The sequence below is a fragment of the Bradyrhizobium sp. CCBAU 51753 genome (genome assembly GCF_015291565.1).
In the GTDB taxonomy this organism is placed as follows: Bacteria; Pseudomonadota; Alphaproteobacteria; order Rhizobiales; family Xanthobacteraceae; genus Bradyrhizobium; species Bradyrhizobium ivorense.
This window is the reverse complement of the sequence record NZ_CP030037.1, coordinates 1,655,621-1,675,813: the sequence shown is the minus strand read 5'-3', so window position 1 is coordinate 1,675,813 and position 20,193 is coordinate 1,655,621. Positions and strand designations below refer to the sequence as shown.

Here is a 20,193-nt window from a genome sequence, read left to right as displayed (position 1 = left end):
TATCGAAGGATACGCGTGGACATGAACATCGAGAAATTCAAACCAGCGATCGTCTACACGATCTACATCGCTGCCACGCCGCAGAAGGTGTGGCAGGCGCTGACCGAGGCCGAGTTCAGCCGGCAGTATTTCTCTGGCCATGCGGTCGAAGTCGACCTTCGGATCGGCGGCGCCTACATCGTTCGCACGCCGGACGGTGCGCTGCATATCTCCGGCGAGGTGATCGAATGCGATCCGTTGAAGCGGCTGACCGTCACCTTCAACGTCAACTGGCCACAGCTCGTCGAGAAGCTCGGACCGACGCTCGTGACTTACGAGATCGAGCCGGCCGGCGACGGCGTCAAGCTGACGCTGCTGCAGTCGCACGACCGCCCGATCAGCGACGACATCCTGTCTGGCGGCCGCACCGGCTGGCCGGCGATCCTCTCCAGCCTGAAGAGCCTCCTGGAGTCCGGCAAGGCCATGGTAATCCCGATGCAGCCCCCGGCACGCATGATGGCCGCGCTGAAGGAACTGGGGATCGCGCTGCCGTCGTAAAGCTGGCGACGCAAGTCGTCGCTTACTCCGCCGTCGTCCCGGCGAAAGCAGGAGTGCTCCCTCGCCCCGCTCTTGCGGGGAGAGGGTTGGGGTGAGGGGCCGCTTCCGCGAAGACGGTGGAAGACGAATTCGCGGAGAGTCCCCCTCACCCGGATCGCATCTGGCGATGCGATCCGGCCTCTCCCCGCAAGCGGGGCGAGGCGAAGAGATCACGCCGGCGCACTATCAGCTCCGACTGCAGCTCCGCACTCCTCGCCGAAATCGGCAGGCTTTTCGTGAATGGCTAAACCAGCAGCAGCGCGACAATCAGGTTGGCCACGAACAGCGTCGCGTCGATGACGAATATCCTGAGCATCGGGCCCTTCAGCACCGGCCAGTAGGCCACGCCGACGCGGCCGCCGCGCAGCAGGACGGGCAGGTTGTAGACGAGTTGGCTGAAATGGCACGCGGCGAAGAACAGGAACAGCGCGAGCTGCGCGTCGGTCGCCTGAAAGAAGGGCGGCCGTGCCAATAGGCAATATAGCGACAGCAACCCGATCGGCAGATTGATGCCGCCGAGAAACGCGACGCTGGCCGACAAGGTCGGCGCAATCGGATTCCCACGCTCTTCTCGCGGAACCAGTATCTTCAGCGTATTGCCTTGCGCGATGCTGAACTGGACGAAGGCGGCGCAGAACCAGAGCGCGTTGAGGAGCAGGATGAAATCCAAAAATCGCATCGGCTATTTTCCGTAGAAGGCTTCGCTGCGCACCACACGGCCGGCACCGTCGAAGTCCATGAACTCGCTGGCGCGTGTCTCGCCGAGTTGCCACCACACCGTCAGGCGCGCGATGGTTTCGTCCCAGCTCCAATTCAGGATCTTGAGGTCTGCGCTTTCGATGCTGCCGTACGCCTTGCGCCAGTAGGCGCGGATGTTCTCCGCCCCCGCGACCACCGGAGAATCCGTCAGTTTGAGCGCCAGCGGGCTGCGCATCTCCGCGTCGTCGGCAAAGTGCGCGACGACGGCGTCGATATCGACCTTGCACCAGTTCGCACACCACGCCGCGACAAAGCGTCCGGCGGCCGCCCGATCCATGATCTGTTCGCCCATGCCATCGCCCTCCCCGGCATCACCGCGGAGAACACTGGCATGGTCAAATCCTGACGTCAACTATGTTGACATGAGACGACTAGTTGTTGTCGGCGATGGCTTCCATGACTTTCATCCAAGCCGCGGCGCCGGGCGCGCCGGCACGATCGAACGCCTCACGAAGCACTTTGCGCTCGTAGCCCGACGCGCGCTGTTCGATGCGTTGCCCGGCCTCGGTCAGGCGCAGCAATTTGGAGCGATGCTGCTCGGGCGAGCGCTTCGACGCCAGCAGCTTGCGCTCCAGCAACAGACCAAGCGGCCGGTTCAAGGCTTGCTTGGAAATCCCGAGCACCTCGATCAGCGCGCCGATCGAGATGTCAGGCCGCCGCGCAACGACGTAGAGAATGCGATGGTGCGGGCGCGACAGGCCGAGCGTGGCAAGATACCGGTCCGCCTCTAGCGTCATCCCGCGCCAGCCGTAATACATCAGCTCCAGCGCAGCATCGAGGTCGTGGAGTTTTTTGAGCGAGGCGCGGTGCAGGCCCGGGGCCTGAGAGGCGGTTTTTTGCATGTGCGTATCGTGTCGAACCTGCCGGAGATAATCTACCCCAACGCCCGCAGCTCGCGCCGCAGCACCTTGCCGGTCGCCGTCATCGGCAAGGTCTCGGCGAACTGCACGAAGCGCGGGTATTCGTGGGCGGCGAGCTGCACCTTGACGAACTCCTGAATTTCGCGGGCCAGCGCATCGCTCGGCGCGTAGCCCGGGCGCAGCACGATCCAGGCCTTGATCGATTCCGTCCTGATCGGATCGGGAATGCCGACGACGGCGGACATCGCCACCGCCGGATGCTTCATCAAGGTGTGCTCGATCTCGGACGGGCCGACGCGATAGCCGGCGGTGGTGATGACGTCGTCCTCGCGGCTGACGTACCAGAAATAGCCGTCGGCATCCTGCACGCCGAGATCGCCGGTAAGCAGGAATTCCCCGGCATATTTCTTCGCGGTCGCGTCGGGATTGCGCCAGTATTCGATCATGGTGCAGGGGCATGGCTGGCGCACGCCGATGATGCCGCGCTCGCCGCGCGGCAATTCCTCGCCTCTGTCGTTGACAACGCGCACGTCGAAGCCCGGCGTGGCGCGGCCCATCGCGCCCGGGCGGATCGGAAACAGATTGGAGTTGCTGCCGATCACGAGATTGCATTCGGTCTGGCCGAACACCTCATGGGCATCGATGCCAAAAGTGTCGCGCACCCAGCCCAACAATTCGCCGCCGAGCGACTCGCCGCCGGTGAAGATGCTGCGCAACTTGACGCCCGGATTTTTCACATTGGCCTGCCGCATCAATTTGAGCGCGGTCGGCGGCAGGAACACGTTGCGGATGCCGAGCTCGGCCATCATCTGCATCGCCGCCTGCGGCTCGAATTTGCGCGCGCGATGTCCAACCATCGGAATGCCGTGGTACCAGAACGCGAACAGGCCGTTGATCAGGCCGCCGATCCAGGCCCAGTCGGCCGGCGTCCACATCAGATCGCCCGGCCGCGGCAGGAAGTTGTGACACATCTCGACATTGGGCAGATGGCCGAGCACGACGCGGTGCGCGTGCAGCGCACCTTTTGGATTTCCTGTCGTGCCCGAGGTGTAGATGATCAGCGCCGGGTCGTCGGCCGAGGTGTCGACGGTCGCAAACTCGGGCGATGCCGATCGGATCGCGTCCCAGAACGATGTCGTGCCGGCCGGCACCTCCTCGCCGACGATGTAGACGCGCTTCAGCTCGGGCAGGCGATCGCGGATCTTTGCCAGCTTCTCCCAGCCGGCTGCGTCGGTGACGACGGCCTTGGCGGCCGAGTTCGACAGGCGGAATTCGAGCGCATCCTCGCCGAACAGTGCAAACAGCGGGATCGAGATCATGCCCGCGCGGTAGGCTGCAAAATGCGCGACCGGCAGCTCGAGCGATTGCGACAGGAACACCGCGACGCGATCGCCGCGAACGATGCCGTCGGCCGCAAGCACATTGGCGAAGCGGCGCGAGGCGTCCGCAACCTCGTCGAACGAGGTGCGGGCGATGCCGCCGTCCTCGTCGACATAGATCAGCGCGAGCCGGCCGGTGCCATCGGCATGACGGTCGCAGCAGGCGGTCGCGATGTTGAAGCGTTCCGGAATCTCCCAGCGGAAGTTGCGGTAGAGCTCGTCGTAGGTAGCGGCTTCCTTGAGCATGGCGCGCGTCGCTTCCGTCCCTCGTCATGGCCGGGCATGACCCGGCCATCCACATCCTTGATTGGACGCCAGTCTAAAGACGTGGATGCCCGGGACAAGCCCGGGCATGACGAAGAAGGTGATGTCCATCGAATGCGTAGCCCGGATGGAGCGAAGCGTAATCCGGGGATCTCGCCGAGCGGAACGCCTTTACCCGGATTTCGCTTCGCTGCATCCGGGCTACAAGGATCAGGCCGATAGCGCCGCCTTCACCAGGCCGCTGGCCTTGGCGAAATCCATCTGGCCGGCGTATTTGGCCTTCAGCGCCCCGATCACCTTGCCCATGTCCTTGATGCCGGCGGCGCCGGTCTCGGCGACGATGGCGGAGATCGCGGCCTTCACTTCGTCGTCGGACATCTGCTTCGGCAGATAGGCCGAGATCACCGCGATCTCCTCGCGCTCCTGGGCGGCAAGCTCGGCGCGGCCGCCCTTGTCGTAGAGCTCGACGGATTCCTGGCGCTGCTTGATCATCTTCTGCAACAGGCCGAGCAGATCGGCGTCCGAAAGCGGCGGCTTGCCCTGCCCGCGCGCATCGATGTCGGCGTTCTTGATGGTCGAATTGACCATGCGCAGGGTGGAGAGCTTGCGCTCGTCCTTCGCCTTCATCGCGTCCTTGACCGCATTATTGATGTCGTCGCGCAGCATCCTGATGTCCTTGAACCGGTAATCCCCTCATGTAGGCAGTTTGCCGCGCGAGAACAACTAGTTCCGCAACCATTCAACCAGCGCGTCGGCGCAGGCCTTCGGCTGTTCCAGCTGCGGCAGGTGACCGCAATTGGACAGCACCACGAGCTTCGCGCCGGGAATCCCGTTGGCCATCTCGTCCGACAGCGCATTCGGCACGGTGTTGTCGGTATCCGATGTCAGCACCAGGGTCGGACACTTGATCCAGGCCATGCTCGGCCGCGAATCCGGCCGGCTCAGCACCGCGGTCTGCTGGCGGACAAAAGCCTCGGCGCCGACGTCCTCGCTCATATCGTCGACGATCTGGCGCAGACTTGCGTCGCTCTGCCGCGACGGGTGCACGAAGCCCGGATACAACTCGTCGACCACGCTGCGGTACTGGCCGGTTTTGGCGCGCTCGATCATGCCGCGGCGGCGCGCCGTCGCCTCCGGCGTGTCGGCCCGCGCCTGGGTGCTCATCAGCGCCAGTTTGGCGACCCGGTCCGGCGCCTGGCGCATGATCTCGAAGGCGATGTAGCCGCCCATCGAGTGGCCGGCGAGCGCAAAGCGCGGCGGCGCCTCGGCCAGGATGCGGCGGGCGATCGCCCCCATATTGTCGTCGCGGACGTGGTTGGCGACCGTCACCGGCCCGAACCGCCACAGCGCGGGGATCACGGGGGCAAAAATCCGCGGCGAGCAGATGACGCCAGGGACCAGCAGGATCGGCATTGTGTTGTCCATGGACGCTCCGGACCCGGTCATTTTCGGCAAGCAAACCGCCTGCAAAGGGAACTTTAGATTAAAAGGCCGATCCGGCCTGTCAAATCGGCCGGCATTGCCGTGTGAATCCGCGCCCTTTCGCTTTGACGCCACAGGGTGCGGCGGCTATTTAAAGCGCTCATGACAACATCCGAAAACGCTCCCGCCTGGCCGGACCACAAACCGACCGCGCTCCTTGTGCTCGCCGATGGCACCGTGCTGGAAGGCTTTGGCCTCGGCGCCGAAGGCCACGCCGTCGGCGAGGTCTGCTTCAACACCGCGATGACCGGCTATGAGGAGATCCTCACCGATCCGTCCTATGCCGGCCAGATCATCACCTTCACCTTCCCGCATATCGGCAATGTCGGCACCAACGAGGACGACATCGAGACGGTGAACATGGCCGCGACGCCGGGCGCGCGCGGCGTGATCCTGCGTTCGGCGATCACGGATCCCTCGAACTACCGCGCCACCCGCCATCTCGACCAGTGGCTGCGGGCCCGCGGCATCATCGGCCTGTCCGGCATCGACACCCGCGCGCTGACCGCGCTGATCCGCTCCAAGGGCATGCCCAACGCAGTGATCGCGCATGCCAAGAGCGGCGCGTTCGACCTGCACGGGCTGAAGGAAGAGGCGCGCGAATGGCCCGGCCTCGAGGGCATGGACCTCGTGCCGATGGTCACCTCCGGCCAGCGCTTCACCTGGGACGAGACGCCCTGGGTGTGGGGCAAGGGTTTTGGCCAGCAGACCGCGCCGGAATTCAACGTGGTCGCGATCGACTACGGCATCAAGCGCAACATCCTGCGCCTCTTGGCCGGCGTCGGCGCCAAGGTGACCGTGGTGCCGGCAACGACCTCGGCCGAGGACATCCTGGCGATGAAGCCGGACGGCGTCTTCCTGTCGAACGGCCCCGGCGATCCGGCCGCGACCGGCAAATATGCCGTGCCGGTGATCCAGCAGGTGATCGATTCCGGCACACCGACCTTCGGCATCTGCCTCGGCCACCAGATGCTCGGCCTCGCCGTCGGCGCCAAAACCATGAAGATGCATCAGGGCCATCACGGCGCCAATCATCCGGTCAAGGACGAGACCACCGGCAAGGTCGAGATCACCTCGATGAACCACGGCTTTGCGGTCGACCAGGCGACGCTGCCTTCCGGCGCGACGCAGACCCACGTCTCGCTGTTCGACGGCTCCAATTGCGGCATCGCGCTCGAGGGCCGGCCGGTGTTCTCGGTGCAGTACCACCCCGAGGCCTCGCCGGGCCCGCGCGACTCGCACTATCTGTTCCAGCGTTTTGCCGATCTGATGCGGCAGAAGAAGAGCACGGCGTAAGCTCGCGCCTCGTCATTGCGAGGAGCGAAGCGACGAAGCAATCCGTCGTTCCGCAAATGCGGGGAGATGGATTGCTTCGCTCCGCTCGCAATGACGGAGACTTTTTCCAATGACCGATAGCCCCGCCCGGAAGGTCGAATACGGCGTCGCCTCGATGGCGGTAATGGCCTCGATGTCGGGGCTCGACTTCGTGCGCGGCATCTTCGCCCGCACGCTGCCGGAGCCGCCGATCATGGAGAATGTCGAGCCGTTCGACTGCACGGCCGGCGCGGGCCATGTGGTGATCCGCAGCGTGCCGGGCCTGCGCCATTACAACCCGATCGGCTCGGTGCATGGCGGCTATGCCGCGATCCTCTTGGATTCCGCGATGGGGCTTGCGGTGCAGAGCACGCTGCCGCAGGGCTTTGGCTACACCACGCTGGAGTTCAAGATCTCCTTCGTCCGCGGCATGAGCAAGGACACCGGCACCATTCGCACCGAGGGAAAGGTGCTCAACGCCGGCCGCCGCGTCGCGACCGCGGAGGCCCGCATCACCGATACCAAGGGCAAGCTGGTCGCGCACGCGACCACGACCTGCCTGGTGTTCGAGCTGCCGAAAACCTGAGGCCATCACGTCCGCGCGCATTGGTGGCATGACGCCGTGCGCTGGATCAGCGCCGGCGTTGTGTGGTTGACTTTCGCTGTCCGAGATCAGGCCAACATGATCCGGCAGTGACAGGGAGACGCGCGATGACTTCAGCCAATCCGGACATGACCATCCGTGACATCAGCGTGACGATGCTGCGCCTGCCCTGGGCCGACGATCCCTGGCTGAAGGGCGCAGCGCTCGGCGACACCCGCGACATCCTGATTTGCGACGTCGAGACCGCCGGCGGCATCACCGGCATGGGATATCTCTTCGTGTTCCGCCCGGCGATGAAGTCGATCGCCGCCTGCCTCGACGAATGCATCATCCCGCGCGTCAAGGGCAAGGACGCCACCGCCATCGAAGCGATCTGGCGCGACCTCTGGACCGCGACGATGACCTATGGCCGCGGCGGCATCGCCGCGATGGCGATGTCCGCGCTCGACATCGCGCTATGGGACGTGGTCGGCAAGCGCGCCGGCCTGCCGCTGCACCGGCTGTGGGGGCACTATCGCTCGCAAATCCCGGTTTACGGCTCCGGCTGCTTCCGCGGCGCCGGCGGCGACGGCATGATCGAGAAGGCGCTGCATTTCGTCAAACAAGGCTACAAGGCGATCAAGATGCAGGTCGCGCATGTCCACACACCCGCGCAGGACCTCGACAATGTGCGCCGCATGCGCGAGGCGCTCGGCCCCGACATCGACATCATGATCGACGTCAACATGGGATGGAGCGCCGATCTCGCCATCGAGATGGGACGCAAGTTCGAAAAGTACGACATCTACTGGCTCGAGGAGCCGGTGCCGGCCGATGACTTCGCCGGCTATCAGCGCATCGCCGCCGCGCTCGACATGCGCGTCGTCGGCGGCGAGACCCATTTCACGCGTTATGATCTGCGGCCGTTCTTCCTCAATCCCTGCCTGCCGATCCTGCAGCCCGACCCGATGCGCGGCGGCATGACCGACCTGCGCAAGATCGCGGCGCTTGCCGACACCTGGGGCGTCACCATCGCACCGCATCTGTTTCCCGAACTGAACGTGCACCTGTTGGCCTCGATCCCGAACGGCATCTGGTGCGAGAACATGGCGCTGATCGACGATCTCTGGGTCGATCCGCCCGAGATCAGTGGCGGCATGATCACGGCGCCGGAGCGGCCGGGGCATGGGCTGAGATTCAAGGACGAGGTGCTGAAGTTCAGGATTCAGTAGGAACCGGCCTTCGGACAGGCGATTTGGTCTGTGCGAAGATCAGTTCGTTCAAACGCCGGAGAGCTGCCATGTCCGTCGTCCGTGCCGATAGCAGTCCCCTGACCATCGTGTTTCAGGACGACGGCCTGGTACCGAACAATCCGATGCCGTTCCTGGTCTACAAGGGCGCGGTCGACGTCGGCAAAGATCCCGAAGCCACGATCGAGCGGCTGTTCGGCAGCCATGGCTGGGGTGCGATGTGGCGCAACGGCGTCTACGACTATGCGCATTATCACGCCACCGTGCATGAGGTGCTCGGCGTCGCCCGCGGCAGCGCCCGCGTGCAGTTCGGCGGCGCGCACGGGCGGGCACTGGAGATCGCGGCCGGCGACGTCGCGATCCTCCCCGCGGGCACCGGGCATCAATGCCTGTCGGCGAGCGGCGATTTTTCCGTGGTCGGCGCCTATCCGCCGGGACCGCCGATGGATCTGCAGCGGCCGACGCCGGAGAACCACGCGAGGGCGCTGAAGACGATTCCGCTGGTCGCAATCCCCGCGACCGATCCGGTGATGGGCAAGGACGGCCCGCTGGTGCGGCTGTGGAAGCAAGTCCGTCGGCCCGGCGAAAGCCGCGGCCCGTGAGCACACAGGGGGCCGGATTCCAATATGGCGAAAACAACCCCATGCAAAGTAGCCGGCGGCTGCCGCCGGCTACCGCGGCTCGAGAAGGCGACTTGACACGTCGGGCAAGTCAGGGGTAATATTCCAATATTCCGAAGTTGTACAAATTCGTAGCCCTGGATGGAGCGCAGCGCAATCCGGGAACGGCATTTCCGCGGATTGACGATCTTCCCTTCTCCCCTTGTGGGAGAAGGTGGCGCGGACGCAGTCCGCGACGGATGAGGGGTTTCTATCCGCGGAGACATACCCCTCACCCGGCGCCTTCGGCGCCACCCTCTCCCACAAGGGGAGAGGGTGAATTCTACGCCGCGTTGCTGCCTTCCTGGCGGCTAGCCTCGAACAGGAACCAGGTGCGGCGCTCGGTCTCGTCGATGAAGGTTTCCAAAAGACCCGCGGTGCCGGAATCCTCGTGATCGTCGGCGACCTTGTGCGCCTTGCGCATCGCGGCGGCCATGTGCTTGTTGTCTTCCATCAGTTCGCGCAGCATCTCGCGCGGCGGGACGTAGTCCTCGTCATTGTCCTTGATGGTCTGGTGCCTGGCGATATCGCCGATCGACTTCAGCGTGGCGCCGCCGAGCTTGCGCACCCGCTCCGCGAGCTGGTCAGTGGTGGCGAAGATTGCGTCCGACTGTTCGTCCAGCAACAGATGGTAATCATGGAAATGCCGGCCGCTGACGTGCCAGTGGAAATTCTTGGTCTTGAGGTAGAGCGCGAAAGCGTCGGCCAGAAGCGTGTTGAGCGAGGCCGAAACCGTGTCCACCGCGGCCTGCGGCAGATCGCTCGGCGTGTCGAGATCAGAGGAAATCTTGCTGGATTTGTTGTTGGCTTTGCTCACGGTGAACCTTCCTGTTAGGAACCGGACTATCGGCGCATTGATGCTGGCTGCCGGACCGCTAACGCATCACCCCAATCACCGGTTCCTGCGCTCAGGAACCCCTGTTCTACCGGATACCTAACGCGATGGATGAATGGATCGACTATTACGATTCCACGCATACGATCTATGCAAGCCGGCTGCACCGCGACCTGCATTTTGAAGTCATCGCGCGCGACATCATCGGCTACATCGCCTCGCCCGATGCCGTGGTGCTGGACTATGCCTGCGGCGAGGCGCTGTCGGCCGCCAAGGTTGCCGATGCCTGCGCACGGCTCTATCTCGCCGAGCCCGCGCCCGGGGTGCGCGGCCGGCTGGTCGCGCGCTTTGCGCCCAACACCAAGATCCGGGTGCGCTCGCTCGATGAGCTGAAGCAGATGGAGGCTGATTCAATCGACCTCGTCGTGATGAACTCGGTGGCGCAATACATGACGCCGCAGGAGCTCGACTCCGCGTTCGACGTGATCCACCGCCTGCTGAAGCCGTCGGGCCGCTTCGTGCTCGGCGACATCCTGCGCCCCGAGGTCGGCATGGTCAGGGACGTGCTTGCGCTGCTCGGCTTCGCAGCGCGTCACGGCTTCCTGCGCGATGCGCTGATCGGGCTGATCTCGACCGCCCTGTCCGACTACCGGCAGCTCCGCAACAAGGTCGGCCTGCAGCGCTACGGCAAGGACGAGATGATCGCAAAGCTCGGCGCCGCCGGCTTCAGCGCCACGCTCGCGCCGCGCAACATCGGGCACAATCCGTGGCGAATGACCTTCGTCGCGCACCACTGATCAGAGGTTGCAACACAGGTTAACGTTAATCAAAATGATAGATGGCCGCTGCGGAAATAATCAGCAATGATCCGCTCGGCCCGGTGGCGGAAGCGTCGACGCGGCAGTGGTGCAACACTGAGTATCCTGGTTCAAATCCAGGCCGGGCCTCCAGCCTTCGCGGCGTCGCCGCTTCGGCTTGGCAAGCCAGCCTGCCCCGCCGCAGCTCGAACAGCGTAGGCGGGCCTTCGCGCGGTTCGCAAGCTTCGGTCCGGCAAGCCCTCTGGTCGCGAGAGCCGCCACGGCGGAGCCCGCAGGGCCCTCTCCAGCCCCCCAATCCGGCACTCGCCCAATGCGGAATTTCCCCCAGAAACGCTGTCGATTCGGCGCTTTTGGGGGTTTCGCGGGTGCGGAAACTGGTCTAAAGACCACCCGCGCGCGAGGGATCGCGCTTCCGGCGCTACAAGCGTAGCGCATGGCCCCGAGGGACGCGCGACCAGCGCGCCCTTTTTTTGTGCCTAAATTCCAGTCCGCGAGAGCTGATGCCCAAAAGAACTGACATCTCCACCATCCTGATCATCGGCGCCGGTCCCATCGTGATCGGCCAGGCCTGCGAATTCGACTATTCCGGCACGCAGGCGGTGAAGGCTCTGAAGGAAGAGGGCTACCGGGTCGTCCTGGTCAATTCCAATCCGGCCACGATCATGACCGATCCGGAGCTGGCGGACGCCACCTACATCGAGCCGATCACGCCCGAGATCGTCGGCAAGATCATCGAGAAGGAGCGCAACGTCATTCCGGGCGGCTTTGCGCTGCTGCCGACCATGGGCGGCCAGACCGCGCTGAACTGCGCGCTGTCGCTGCGCCGCCAGGGCACACTCGACAAGTTCGACGTCGAGATGATCGGCGCCACCGCAGACGCGATCGACAAGGCCGAAGACCGCCAGCTCTTCCGCGAGGCGATGACCAAGATCGGACTGGAGACGCCGAAATCGCGGCTCGCCAACGCCTCGGCGCTGAAGAAGTCCTACCGCGACAAGTACCTTGCCGAGCGGGAGAAGCTGTCCGGCGAGGCGCTGGAAGAACTCGAGCGGCAGTGGACGCTCGGCGAGAACGAGCGCCGCAAACGCTATCAGGAGCACGCGTTCGGCGAGGCGCTGATGGCGCTGTCCGAGATCGGCCTGCCCGCGATCATCCGACCCTCCTTCACCATGGGCGGCACCGGCGGCGGCATTGCCTACAACAAGGAAGAGTTCCTCGACATCATCGAACGCGGGCTCGACGCCTCGCCGACCAACGAGGTGCTGATCGAGGAAAGCGTGCTCGGCTGGAAAGAGTACGAGATGGAGGTGGTGCGCGACAAGAAGGACAATTGCATCATCATCTGCTCGATCGAGAACCTCGATCCGATGGGCGTGCATACCGGCGATTCCATCACCATCGCGCCGGCCCTGACCCTGACCGACAAGGAATACCAGATCATGCGCGACGCATCGATTGCGGTGCTGCGCGAGATCGGGGTCGAGACCGGCGGCTCCAACGTCCAGTTCGGCATCAATCCGGTCGACGGCCGCATGGTCGTGATCGAGATGAATCCGCGCGTGTCGCGCTCCTCGGCGCTGGCGTCGAAAGCCACCGGCTTCCCGATTGCCAAGGTCGCGGCCAAGCTCGCGGTCGGCTACACGCTCGACGAAATCGCCAACGACATCACCGGCGGCGCCACCCCGGCCTCGTTCGAGCCGACCATCGACTACGTCGTCACCAAAATTCCGCGCTTTGCGTTCGAGAAATTCCCCGGCGCGTCCTCGACGCTGACCACGTCGATGAAGTCGGTCGGCGAAGTGATGGCGATCGGCCGCACCTTCCAGGAAAGCCTGCAGAAGGCGCTGCGCGGGCTCGAGACCGGCCTGACCGGCCTCGACGAGATCGATATTGAAGGCCTCGGCCGCGGCGACGACAAGAACGCGATCCGCGCCGCACTGGGCACGCCCACGCCGAACCGCATCCTGCAGGTCGCACAAGCGATGCGGCTCGGCTGGACCAACGAGGAAATCTTCAACTCCTGCAAGATCGACCCCTGGTTCCTCGCCGAGATGCGCGCCATCGTCGAGATGGAGGACAAGGTCCGCAGCAACGGCCTGCCGCCGAACGGGTTCGGAATGCGGACGCTGAAGGCCATGGGCTTCTCCGATGCGCGGCTCGCCGTGCTCACGGAGACCACCGAGGCCGACGTCGCCGCCAGGCGTCACGCGCTCGGCGTGCGCCCGGTGTTCAAGCGCATCGACACCTGCGCGGCGGAATTCGCCTCGCCGACCGCCTACATGTACTCGACCTATGAGCGCCCGTTCGCGGGCGAGCTCGCCGATGAGAGCGCGCCGTCGGACCGCAAGAAGGTGATCATCCTCGGCGGCGGACCGAACCGCATCGGCCAGGGCATCGAGTTCGATTATTGCTGCTGCCATGCCTGCTTCGCACTCGACGACGCCGGCTATGAGACCATCATGATCAACTGCAATCCGGAGACGGTGTCGACCGACTACGACACCGCCGACCGGCTGTATTTCGAGCCGCTCACCGCCGAGGACGTGCTGGAGATCATCGCGACCGAGCGCAAGAACGGCACGCTGCACGGTGTGATCGTGCAGTTCGGCGGCCAGACCCCGCTGAAGCTGGCGCGCGCGCTGGAAGCTGCGGAGGTGCCGATCCTCGGCACCTCGCCCGATGCGATCGATCTCGCCGAGGACCGCGACCGCTTCAAGCGCGTGCTCGACAAGCTGCGCCTCAAGCAGCCGAAGAACGGCATCGCCTATTCGGTCGAGCAGGCGCGCCTGGTGTCCGCCGATCTCGGCCTGCCGCTGGTGGTGCGCCCGTCCTACGTGCTCGGCGGCCGCGCGATGCAGATCATCCGCGAGGAGAACCAGCTCAACGATTACCTCTTGGGCACGCTGCCCGAGCTGGTGCCGGCCGACATCAAGGCACGCTACCCGAACGACAAGACCGGGCAGATCAATACCGTGCTTGGCAAGAATCCGCTGCTGTTCGACCGCTATCTGTCCGACGCCACCGAGGTCGACGTCGACTGTCTGTCCGACGGCAAGGACACCTTCATCGTCGGCATCATGGAGCACATCGAGGAAGCCGGCATCCACTCCGGCGACTCGGCCTGCTCGCTGCCGCCGCATTCGCTCGACGCCAGCACCATCGAGGAGCTGGAGCGGCAGACGCGTGAGCTTGCGCTCGGCCTCGACGTGGTCGGCCTGATGAACGTGCAATACGCCATCAAGGACGGCGAGATCTACGTGCTCGAGGTCAACCCGCGCGCCTCGCGCACGGTGCCGTTCGTCGCCAAGGTGGTCGGCACGCCGGTCGCCAAGATCGCGGCCAGGATCATGGCCGGCGAGAAGCTCGCCGATTTCAAGCTGCGGAAGAAGCAGCTCGGCCATGTCGGCGTCAAGGAATCGGTCTTCCCGTTCGCGCGCTTCCCCGGCGTCGACACCGTGCTCGGACCGGAGATGCGCTCGACCGGCGAGGTGATGGGCATCGACCGTTCGTTCGAGGTCGCGTTCGCGAAGAGCCAGCTCGGCGGCGGCACGCGGGTGCCGCGCCGTGGCACGGTGTTCGTGTCGGTGCGCGGCGACGACAAGATCCGCATCGCGGATGCGGTGCGGCTGCTGCACTCGCTCGGCTTCAAGGTGATGGCGACGTCAGGCACCCAGCGCTACCTCAGCGACAACGGCGTGCCGACCGAGAAGGTGAACAAGGTGCTCGAAGGACGGCCGCATATCGTCGACGCCATCACCAATGGCGACGTCCAGCTGGTCTTCAATACCACCGAAGGTCCGCAGGCGCTGGCCGACAGCCGTTCGCTGCGGCGGGCTGCCCTCTTGCATAAAGTGCCGTATTACACCACTCTTTCCGGCGCGGTGGCGGCCGCGCAGGGGATCCGGGCCTATCGGGACGGGGACCTTGAGGTCCGCACGCTTCAGAGTTACTTTTCCGAGAGCTGACCGCTTCCCGGGCTGAAGCCCGAAGCGGTCAATTAGCCGAATGGCTGGAACTCACCGCGCGCTTAGATGTTGTCACGGCCCTTAGCGGGGCCGAAAATCACTGGGCTCCGGGCACGCTTGTGCCCTGATCCTGCGTAAACCGAACCAAATACTCGTGCACGCCGGCGGCGTGCGCGATGAAGGACCGAAGATGATGGATAAGGTTCCGATGACTGCCGGTGGATACGCCGCGCTGACTGACGAGTTGAAGCATCGCCAATCGGTGGATCGTCCGCGCATCATCGAACACATCGCGGAGGCGCGCTCGCACGGCGACCTTTCGGAAAATGCCGAGTATCACGCCGCGAAGGAAGAGCAGTCGCACAACGAGGGCCGCATCGCCGAGCTCGAGGACAAGCTCGCGCGCGCCGACGTCATCGACATCTCGAAGCTCTCCGGCGACACCATCAAGTTCGGCGCCACCGTCACGCTGATCGACGAGGACACCGAGAAGAAGGCGGTGTGGCAGATCGTCGGCGAGGTCGAGGCCGACGCCAAGAAGGGACGCATCTCCATCACCTCGCCGCTTGCGCGCGCGCTGATCGGAAAAGCCAAGGGCGCCACAGTGGAAGTGATGGCGCCGGGCGGCGCCAAGGCCTACGAGATCACCAAGGTCGAGTGGCGGTAGATTTCTCCTAATTTTGTGCTGCAAAAGAGCCGCGTTTTCCAACGCGGCTCTTTTGCATAGTGCGGCATTCCTTCCCACCCGCTGACACAATCGTGAGTTGGCAAAACTGCCTAACTTGTTAATTAATCCGCCTGGAATGATTATATAGCATAACCATCTGGGGACTTAAGCAACATGATCAGCACATTGGCCGCGCGGTATTCGCCCAGCCTTCTCAGCATCCTTCGTATCTACGTCGGTCTCAGCCTGCTCCAGCACGGCACCGCAAAAATTCTCCATTTTCCGACCGTTCCGATGTTCGCCAACGTCGAAATCGGCTCGCTGATGGGCGTCGGTGGATTGATCGAGCTTGTCGGCGGCGCCCTGTTTATTATCGGCCTGTTCACGCGGCCGGTGGCCTTCATCCTTTCGGGCTTTACCGCGGTCGCCTATTTCATGGCACATGCGGGCAAGGGCTTCTATCCGATCCTGAACGGCGGCGAGCTCGCCGCGGTCTACTGCTTTGTCTTCCTCTATTTCGTGTTCGCCGGCCCGGGCCCGTTGAGCTTGGACGCGATCCGCGAAGGCAAGACCGCATAGCGCTCCGGAAGGAATCGCACGCGGGGGGCGTGACAGCGTCGCCACGTTCTCCATAATGCGCGCCGGCATCGGCGCGCATTTTTATTCGGAGGGCAACATGGACATGGATCGCCTCGGCGCAACCGCTCGGCCCTATTTGCTGAGCGTTCTCCGCTTCATCACCGGGCTGTTGCTCTTCCAGTTCGGTGTCGCCAAGCTGTTCAAGTTTCCGCATGTCGAGATGTTCGCCGAGGTGACGCCGTTCTCGCTGTGGGGGGTCGCAGGCATGTTCGAGCTGGTGCTCGGCGGAATGCTGATGCTGGGCCTGTTGACCCGGAGCGTCGCCTTCATCCTCTCCGGTGAAATGGCATTCGCCTATTTTATTGAGCACGCGCCAGTGAGCTTCTTTCCGTTGCGTAACGAGGGAAGCCTTCCCATCATTTTCTGCTTTGCCTGCCTCTATCTGGCCTCGGCCGGCGGCGGGCCGCTCAGCATCGACGCCCTGCTGCGATGGAAGCGGAGGCTGTAGCGCGGCACCGTGTAGCGGGTCACGCAGGCGCCTCGGAATTTCCGGCCGATCCATCCGTCTCGCGAGGCGCACCACAACCACCGTCGGGCCAAGTTCCAATGCTTGACGATACGGATCTATTTTCAACGCTCACGAACTCGTTAGCGTGTCGCGCCTCTGCGATCTGCTGATCGTTGAACCAAACATCGCCGCTGTCGTTGACCGCGGGGATGGTCGGTGGTGGAGAGCACGATGAACATGAACCTGGATCCTCTTCCCGTAACCTATCGGCCCTTCATATTGAGCCTGTTCAGGTGCATTACGGGTCTGCTTCTGTTCCAGTATGGCATCGCAAAAGTCTTCAAGTTTCCGGCGCTCGCCTATTTCGCCAATCCGCCTCCATTGATTGTCACCGCCGGCGCGCTCGAACTCGTGCTCGGCGCATTGTTGATGATAGGTCTGCTCACCCGGATTTCGGCGTTCATCCTGGCGGGCGAAATGGCCTTCGCCTATTTCCTCGGCCACATGTTCAAGACCGGAGAGCCGGTGTTTCTGCCGCTCGTCAATGGCGGAACCGCAGCGATCCTGTTCTGCTTCGCCTGTCTCTATCTGTCGGTCGCCGGCGGCGGACCGGTCAGCGTCGATGCTGCGATTGGCAAGTTGCGCTACTCGCGTGATGAGGAGCAGCGGCGCGTCAGGCAGGCCGCTGCTGAATAGCGCGCGTCAGCCCGCCGCCTTCAGATCGAGCGGCACCGCGGCTTCGTATTTCGAGTTGTGCAGCACCAGCGAGGTCCGCACATTGCGCACATGCGGAGCGGCGGTCAGGTGGGTGACAAAATCCTGGAAGGTCGCCATGTCGGGCGCGACGCATTTGAGGATGAAATCGACCTCGCCCGACAGCATCCAGCATTCCCGCACCAGCGGCTCGGCGCGCACGAAGTTTTCGAAGGCGCGCAGATCGGCGTCGGCCTGGCTCGATAGATGCACCGCGGCAAACACCGTGACGTCGAAGCCGAGCCGGCGCGGATCGAGCAGGCCGCGATAGCCCTGGATGTAGCCTTCCTCCTCCAGCGCCCTGACCCTGCGCAGGCAGGGTGGCGGCGAGATGCCGACCCGTTTGGCCAGTTCCACATTGGTGATTCGGCCATCGGCCTGGATTTCGGCCAGGATTTTGAGGTCGATCTCGTCAAGGCTCTTCGACACGCGACTACAGTTCCCTAGAAAGTTTGCAGACTTGGCAAGTCCGCCCGCAACTCTCATAGCGCAGGCGGCGCGCGTTGCGCAATTTTATTGCGCGTGCAGCGCACGATTTCGCGATTGTGACCTTCAGTTCCGGGGAAAAATCGCTGAGATGGATTGCAAATCTTGCATAGCTATCCAGATATCCTAGACTTGGATTTGACACTTTTGGCGCCGCCCGCGACGCGTTTCCGGGGCGCTTCCCGCACAAGTCCTCATCAAAGTCCCCAACACAGAGGGATCGCAAAATGCCCGCGCCTATCCATGCCAAGATCGTAATCATCGGTTCCGGCCCCGCCGGGTACACCGCAGCGATCTACGCGGCGCGCGCGATGCTCGAGCCGGTGCTGATCCAGGGCATCCAGGCGGGCGGGCAGCTCACCATTACCACCGACGTCGAGAACTATCCGGGCTTCGCCGACGTGATCCAGGGCCCCTGGCTGATGGAGCAGATGGAGAAGCAGGCGGCCCATGTCGGCACCAAGATCGTGACCGACCTGGTCACCAAGCTGGAGCTCGGCCAGCGGCCGTTTCGCCTGACCTGCGACAGCGGCGACGTCTATCTCGCCGAGACCGTGGTGCTCGCCACCGGCGCCCAGGCGCGCTGGCTCGGGATACCGTCCGAAGCGAAATTCCAGGGCGGCGGCGTGTCGGCCTGCGCGACCTGCGACGGCTTCTTCTACCGCAACAAGGAAGTGGTGGTGGTCGGCGGCGGCAACACCGCGGTCGAGGAGGCGCTGTACCTGACCAACCACGCCTCGCAGGTCACCATCGTGCATCGCCGCGGTCATTTCCGCGCCGAGCGCATCCTGCAGGAGCGGCTGTTCAAGCACCCCAAGATCAAGGTGGTCTGGGACTCCGTGGTCGATGAAATCTGCGGCACGGAGAACCCGAACAAGGTCACCCATGTGCGGCTGAGGAACGTCAAGAGCGGCACGCTGACCGAGCTCAAGACCGACGGCGTGTTCGTCGCGATCGGCCATGCGCCGGCGACGGAGCTCGTCAAAGGCCAGATCAAGCTGAAACCGTCGGGCTATGTCGAGGTGGCGCCGAACTCCACCGCGACCTCGGTGCCCGGCCTGTTCGCCGCCGGCGACGTCGCCGACGAAACCTATCGGCAGGCGGTGACCGCCGCCGGCCTCGGCTGCATGGCAGCGCTCGAGGCGGAACGCTTCCTGGCTTTACGCGCGAGCGATCGCGCAGCGGCGGAATAAACCCATGGCACGATCTCGCGACGGATTTACGGATATGGACTGGGACAAGCTGAAGGTCTTTCACGCAGCGGCGGAAGCGGGCAGCTTCACGCATGCCGGAGAGCAGCTTGGGCTTTCGCAATCGGCGGTCTCCCGCCAGGTCAGTGCGCTGGAGCAGGAGCTCTCGGTCTCGCTGTTTCACCGCCACGCCCGCGGACTGATCCTCACCGAGCAGGGCGATCTGCTGTTTCGCACCGCGCATGACGTGTTCATGCAGTTGCAGGCGGCGCGCGCCAAGCTCACCGACAGCCGCGAGCGGCCGAGCGGCGACCTCAAGATCACGACGCCGCCGGCGCTCGGCATCAACTGGCTGATCCCGCGGCTCGACGAGTTCACCGCGCTCTATCCCGACATCCGAATCTCGCTGATCGTCACCGACGAGGATCTCGATCTCTCGATGCGCGAGGCCGACGTTGCGATCCGCACCCGCAAGCCGACCCAGCCCGACCTGATCCAGCGCAAGCTGTTCTCGATCGGCTTCCACGCCTACTGCTCGCCGGAATACATCAAGCGCTTCGGCACGCCGCGCACGCTCGACGATCTCGACTCGCATCGCATCATCATGCTCGGCGACGCGCAGGTGCCGCCGCATCTGCAGAACCGCAGCTGGCTGATCGACGCCGGCCGCAACGGCTCCGGTCCGCGCGAACCCTATTTCAAGGTGAACAACATTTTGGGATTGGTGCGCGCCTGCCAGCAGGGCCTCGGCATCGCCGCGCTGCCCGATTATCTGGTCGAGCAGAACAACCTCGTGCAGCTGTTCGGCGAGTCCGACTCGATCGCGCTCGACACCTACTTCGTCTATCCGGAGGAGCTGAAGACGGTCGCGCGCGTGCAGGTATTCCGCGACTTCGTTGTCAGCAAGGCGCAGCGCTGGCCGTCCTGATTAAGCGGCGCTTATAGGCATTGGCTATACACAAATTGCGCGACCTCACGAGGCCGCGAGCGCCCCCCAAGTCTCCGCATGTCTGACATGCGACCTGGATGGTTGCTGCATGGCACCGATGGGGATCATAGTGCCTACACGCTGAGCGTTCGCGTCGCGCATATGTCCCCCTCCTCCAGTGGCGCGGGTGTTCAGTAATCCCTCTTGGAAGGTGATTGTGTCGGCCTCACGTGGCCAATACCTTAAGCCGGGCTCGTTCGAGCCCGGCTTTTTTTTCGTCCGGATGTCACGCCGAATACGCTGCACGCCGCGGTCAGCGCGCGCATTGACAACAACCA

21 protein-coding genes and 1 tRNA gene are annotated in these 20,193 nt (G+C 64.1%); 14 read left to right on the top strand and 8 right to left on the bottom strand.

Annotated features, from left to right (window positions below; translation table 11 throughout):
- The first annotated feature begins 21 nt into the window (after positions 1-21).
- Entirely contained in the window at positions 22-537 is a 516-nt protein-coding gene (locus tag XH93_RS07730) for an SRPBCC family protein (protein ID WP_139859181.1), read from the top strand.
- A 283-nt stretch (positions 538-820) separates the two neighbouring features.
- Here XH93_RS07730 and XH93_RS07725 read toward each other — a convergent pair whose 3' ends face one another.
- The 6 genes from XH93_RS07725 to XH93_RS07700 all read right to left on the bottom strand — a co-directional run bounded on the left by XH93_RS07725 (position 821) and on the right by XH93_RS07700 (position 5,263).
- Positions 821-1,255: a hypothetical protein gene (locus XH93_RS07725; protein WP_194473041.1), complete on the bottom strand. Its 435-nt coding sequence runs from the start codon at positions 1,253-1,255 to the stop codon at positions 821-823.
- Between the two features lie 3 nt (positions 1,256-1,258).
- Entirely contained in the window at positions 1,259-1,627 is a 369-nt protein-coding gene (locus XH93_RS07720) for a nuclear transport factor 2 family protein (RefSeq protein WP_194473040.1), read from the bottom strand.
- A gap of 79 nt (positions 1,628-1,706) precedes the next feature.
- Entirely contained in the window at positions 1,707-2,177 is a 471-nt protein-coding gene (locus XH93_RS07715; RefSeq protein WP_139480996.1) for a MarR family winged helix-turn-helix transcriptional regulator, read from the bottom strand.
- A 32-nt stretch (positions 2,178-2,209) separates the two neighbouring features.
- Complete coding sequence (locus XH93_RS07710) at positions 2,210-3,820, bottom strand: acyl-CoA synthetase (RefSeq protein ID WP_194473039.1); 1,611 nt, start codon at positions 3,818-3,820, stop codon at positions 2,210-2,212.
- 228 nt (positions 3,821-4,048) lie between these two features.
- On the bottom strand, positions 4,049-4,504 hold the full coding sequence (locus XH93_RS07705) for a GatB/YqeY domain-containing protein (RefSeq protein ID WP_194473038.1): 456 nt from the start codon (positions 4,502-4,504) through the stop codon (positions 4,049-4,051).
- A gap of 57 nt (positions 4,505-4,561) precedes the next feature.
- Positions 4,562-5,263 carry an alpha/beta fold hydrolase gene (locus XH93_RS07700; protein WP_194473037.1) on the bottom strand — a complete coding sequence of 234 codons (702 nt, stop codon included), beginning with the start codon at positions 5,261-5,263 and terminating at the stop codon, positions 4,562-4,564.
- A gap of 159 nt (positions 5,264-5,422) precedes the next feature.
- Between XH93_RS07700 and carA the strand changes: the two genes are divergently transcribed.
- The 4 genes from carA (at position 5,423) to XH93_RS07680 (ending at position 9,069) form a co-directional block, all read left to right on the top strand.
- Positions 5,423-6,616 (top strand): glutamine-hydrolyzing carbamoyl-phosphate synthase small subunit, encoded by a 1,194-nt coding sequence (gene carA / locus XH93_RS07695; RefSeq protein ID WP_194473036.1) that lies wholly within the window; start codon positions 5,423-5,425, stop codon positions 6,614-6,616.
- Between the two features lie 109 nt (positions 6,617-6,725).
- Positions 6,726-7,220 (top strand): PaaI family thioesterase, encoded by a 495-nt coding sequence (locus XH93_RS07690; RefSeq protein ID WP_194473035.1) that lies wholly within the window; start codon positions 6,726-6,728, stop codon positions 7,218-7,220.
- Between the two features lie 125 nt (positions 7,221-7,345).
- A complete protein-coding gene (locus XH93_RS07685; protein ID WP_194473034.1) occupies positions 7,346-8,449 on the top strand; it encodes a mandelate racemase/muconate lactonizing enzyme family protein in 1,104 nt (367 codons plus the stop codon).
- A 68-nt stretch (positions 8,450-8,517) separates the two neighbouring features.
- Positions 8,518-9,069: a cupin domain-containing protein gene (locus XH93_RS07680; protein WP_194473033.1), complete on the top strand. Its 552-nt coding sequence runs from the start codon at positions 8,518-8,520 to the stop codon at positions 9,067-9,069.
- Between the two features lie 340 nt (positions 9,070-9,409).
- Here the strand turns inward: XH93_RS07680 and XH93_RS07675 are convergent, their stop codons facing one another.
- On the bottom strand, positions 9,410-9,943 hold the full coding sequence (locus XH93_RS07675; protein ID WP_139480887.1) for a Dps family protein: 534 nt from the start codon (positions 9,941-9,943) through the stop codon (positions 9,410-9,412).
- Positions 9,944-10,068: 125 nt separating this feature from the next.
- On the opposite strand from XH93_RS07675, the gene XH93_RS07670 reads away from it, so the two are divergent.
- From XH93_RS07670 to XH93_RS07640, 7 genes are all read left to right on the top strand, one after another.
- On the top strand, positions 10,069-10,758 hold the full coding sequence (locus tag XH93_RS07670; RefSeq protein ID WP_194473032.1) for a class I SAM-dependent methyltransferase: 690 nt from the start codon (positions 10,069-10,071) through the stop codon (positions 10,756-10,758).
- Positions 10,759-10,835: 77 nt separating this feature from the next.
- Positions 10,836-10,911 (top strand) — tRNA-OTHER (locus tag XH93_RS07665).
- 368 nt (positions 10,912-11,279) lie between these two features.
- Positions 11,280-14,744 carry a carbamoyl-phosphate synthase large subunit gene (carB, locus tag XH93_RS07660; protein WP_194473031.1) on the top strand — a complete coding sequence of 1,155 codons (3,465 nt, stop codon included), beginning with the start codon at positions 11,280-11,282 and terminating at the stop codon, positions 14,742-14,744.
- Between the two features lie 193 nt (positions 14,745-14,937).
- Entirely contained in the window at positions 14,938-15,411 is a 474-nt protein-coding gene (gene greA, locus XH93_RS07655) for a transcription elongation factor GreA (protein ID WP_139480892.1), read from the top strand.
- A gap of 174 nt (positions 15,412-15,585) precedes the next feature.
- A complete protein-coding gene (locus tag XH93_RS07650; protein WP_139480894.1) occupies positions 15,586-15,990 on the top strand; it encodes a DoxX family protein in 405 nt (134 codons plus the stop codon).
- 103 nt (positions 15,991-16,093) lie between these two features.
- Positions 16,094-16,498: a DoxX family protein gene (locus tag XH93_RS07645; protein WP_139480981.1), complete on the top strand. Its 405-nt coding sequence runs from the start codon at positions 16,094-16,096 to the stop codon at positions 16,496-16,498.
- Positions 16,499-16,729: 231 nt separating this feature from the next.
- On the top strand, positions 16,730-17,194 hold the full coding sequence (locus XH93_RS07640; RefSeq protein WP_371814941.1) for a DoxX family protein: 465 nt from the start codon (positions 16,730-16,732) through the stop codon (positions 17,192-17,194).
- 6 nt (positions 17,195-17,200) lie between these two features.
- On the opposite strand, the gene XH93_RS07635 is transcribed toward XH93_RS07640, so the two are convergent.
- Positions 17,201-17,680 (bottom strand): Lrp/AsnC family transcriptional regulator, encoded by a 480-nt coding sequence (locus XH93_RS07635; protein WP_139480895.1) that lies wholly within the window; start codon positions 17,678-17,680, stop codon positions 17,201-17,203.
- A 284-nt stretch (positions 17,681-17,964) separates the two neighbouring features.
- Between XH93_RS07635 and trxB the strand changes: the two genes are divergently transcribed.
- Positions 17,965-18,930, top strand: a complete 966-nt coding sequence (gene trxB / locus XH93_RS07630) for a thioredoxin-disulfide reductase (protein WP_139480897.1) — start codon at positions 17,965-17,967, stop codon at positions 18,928-18,930.
- Between the two features lie 4 nt (positions 18,931-18,934).
- Positions 18,935-19,855, top strand: coding sequence for a LysR family transcriptional regulator (locus XH93_RS07625; RefSeq protein ID WP_172626690.1), 921 nt, complete (start codon positions 18,935-18,937; stop codon positions 19,853-19,855).
- Positions 19,856-20,193 lie beyond the last annotated feature (338 nt).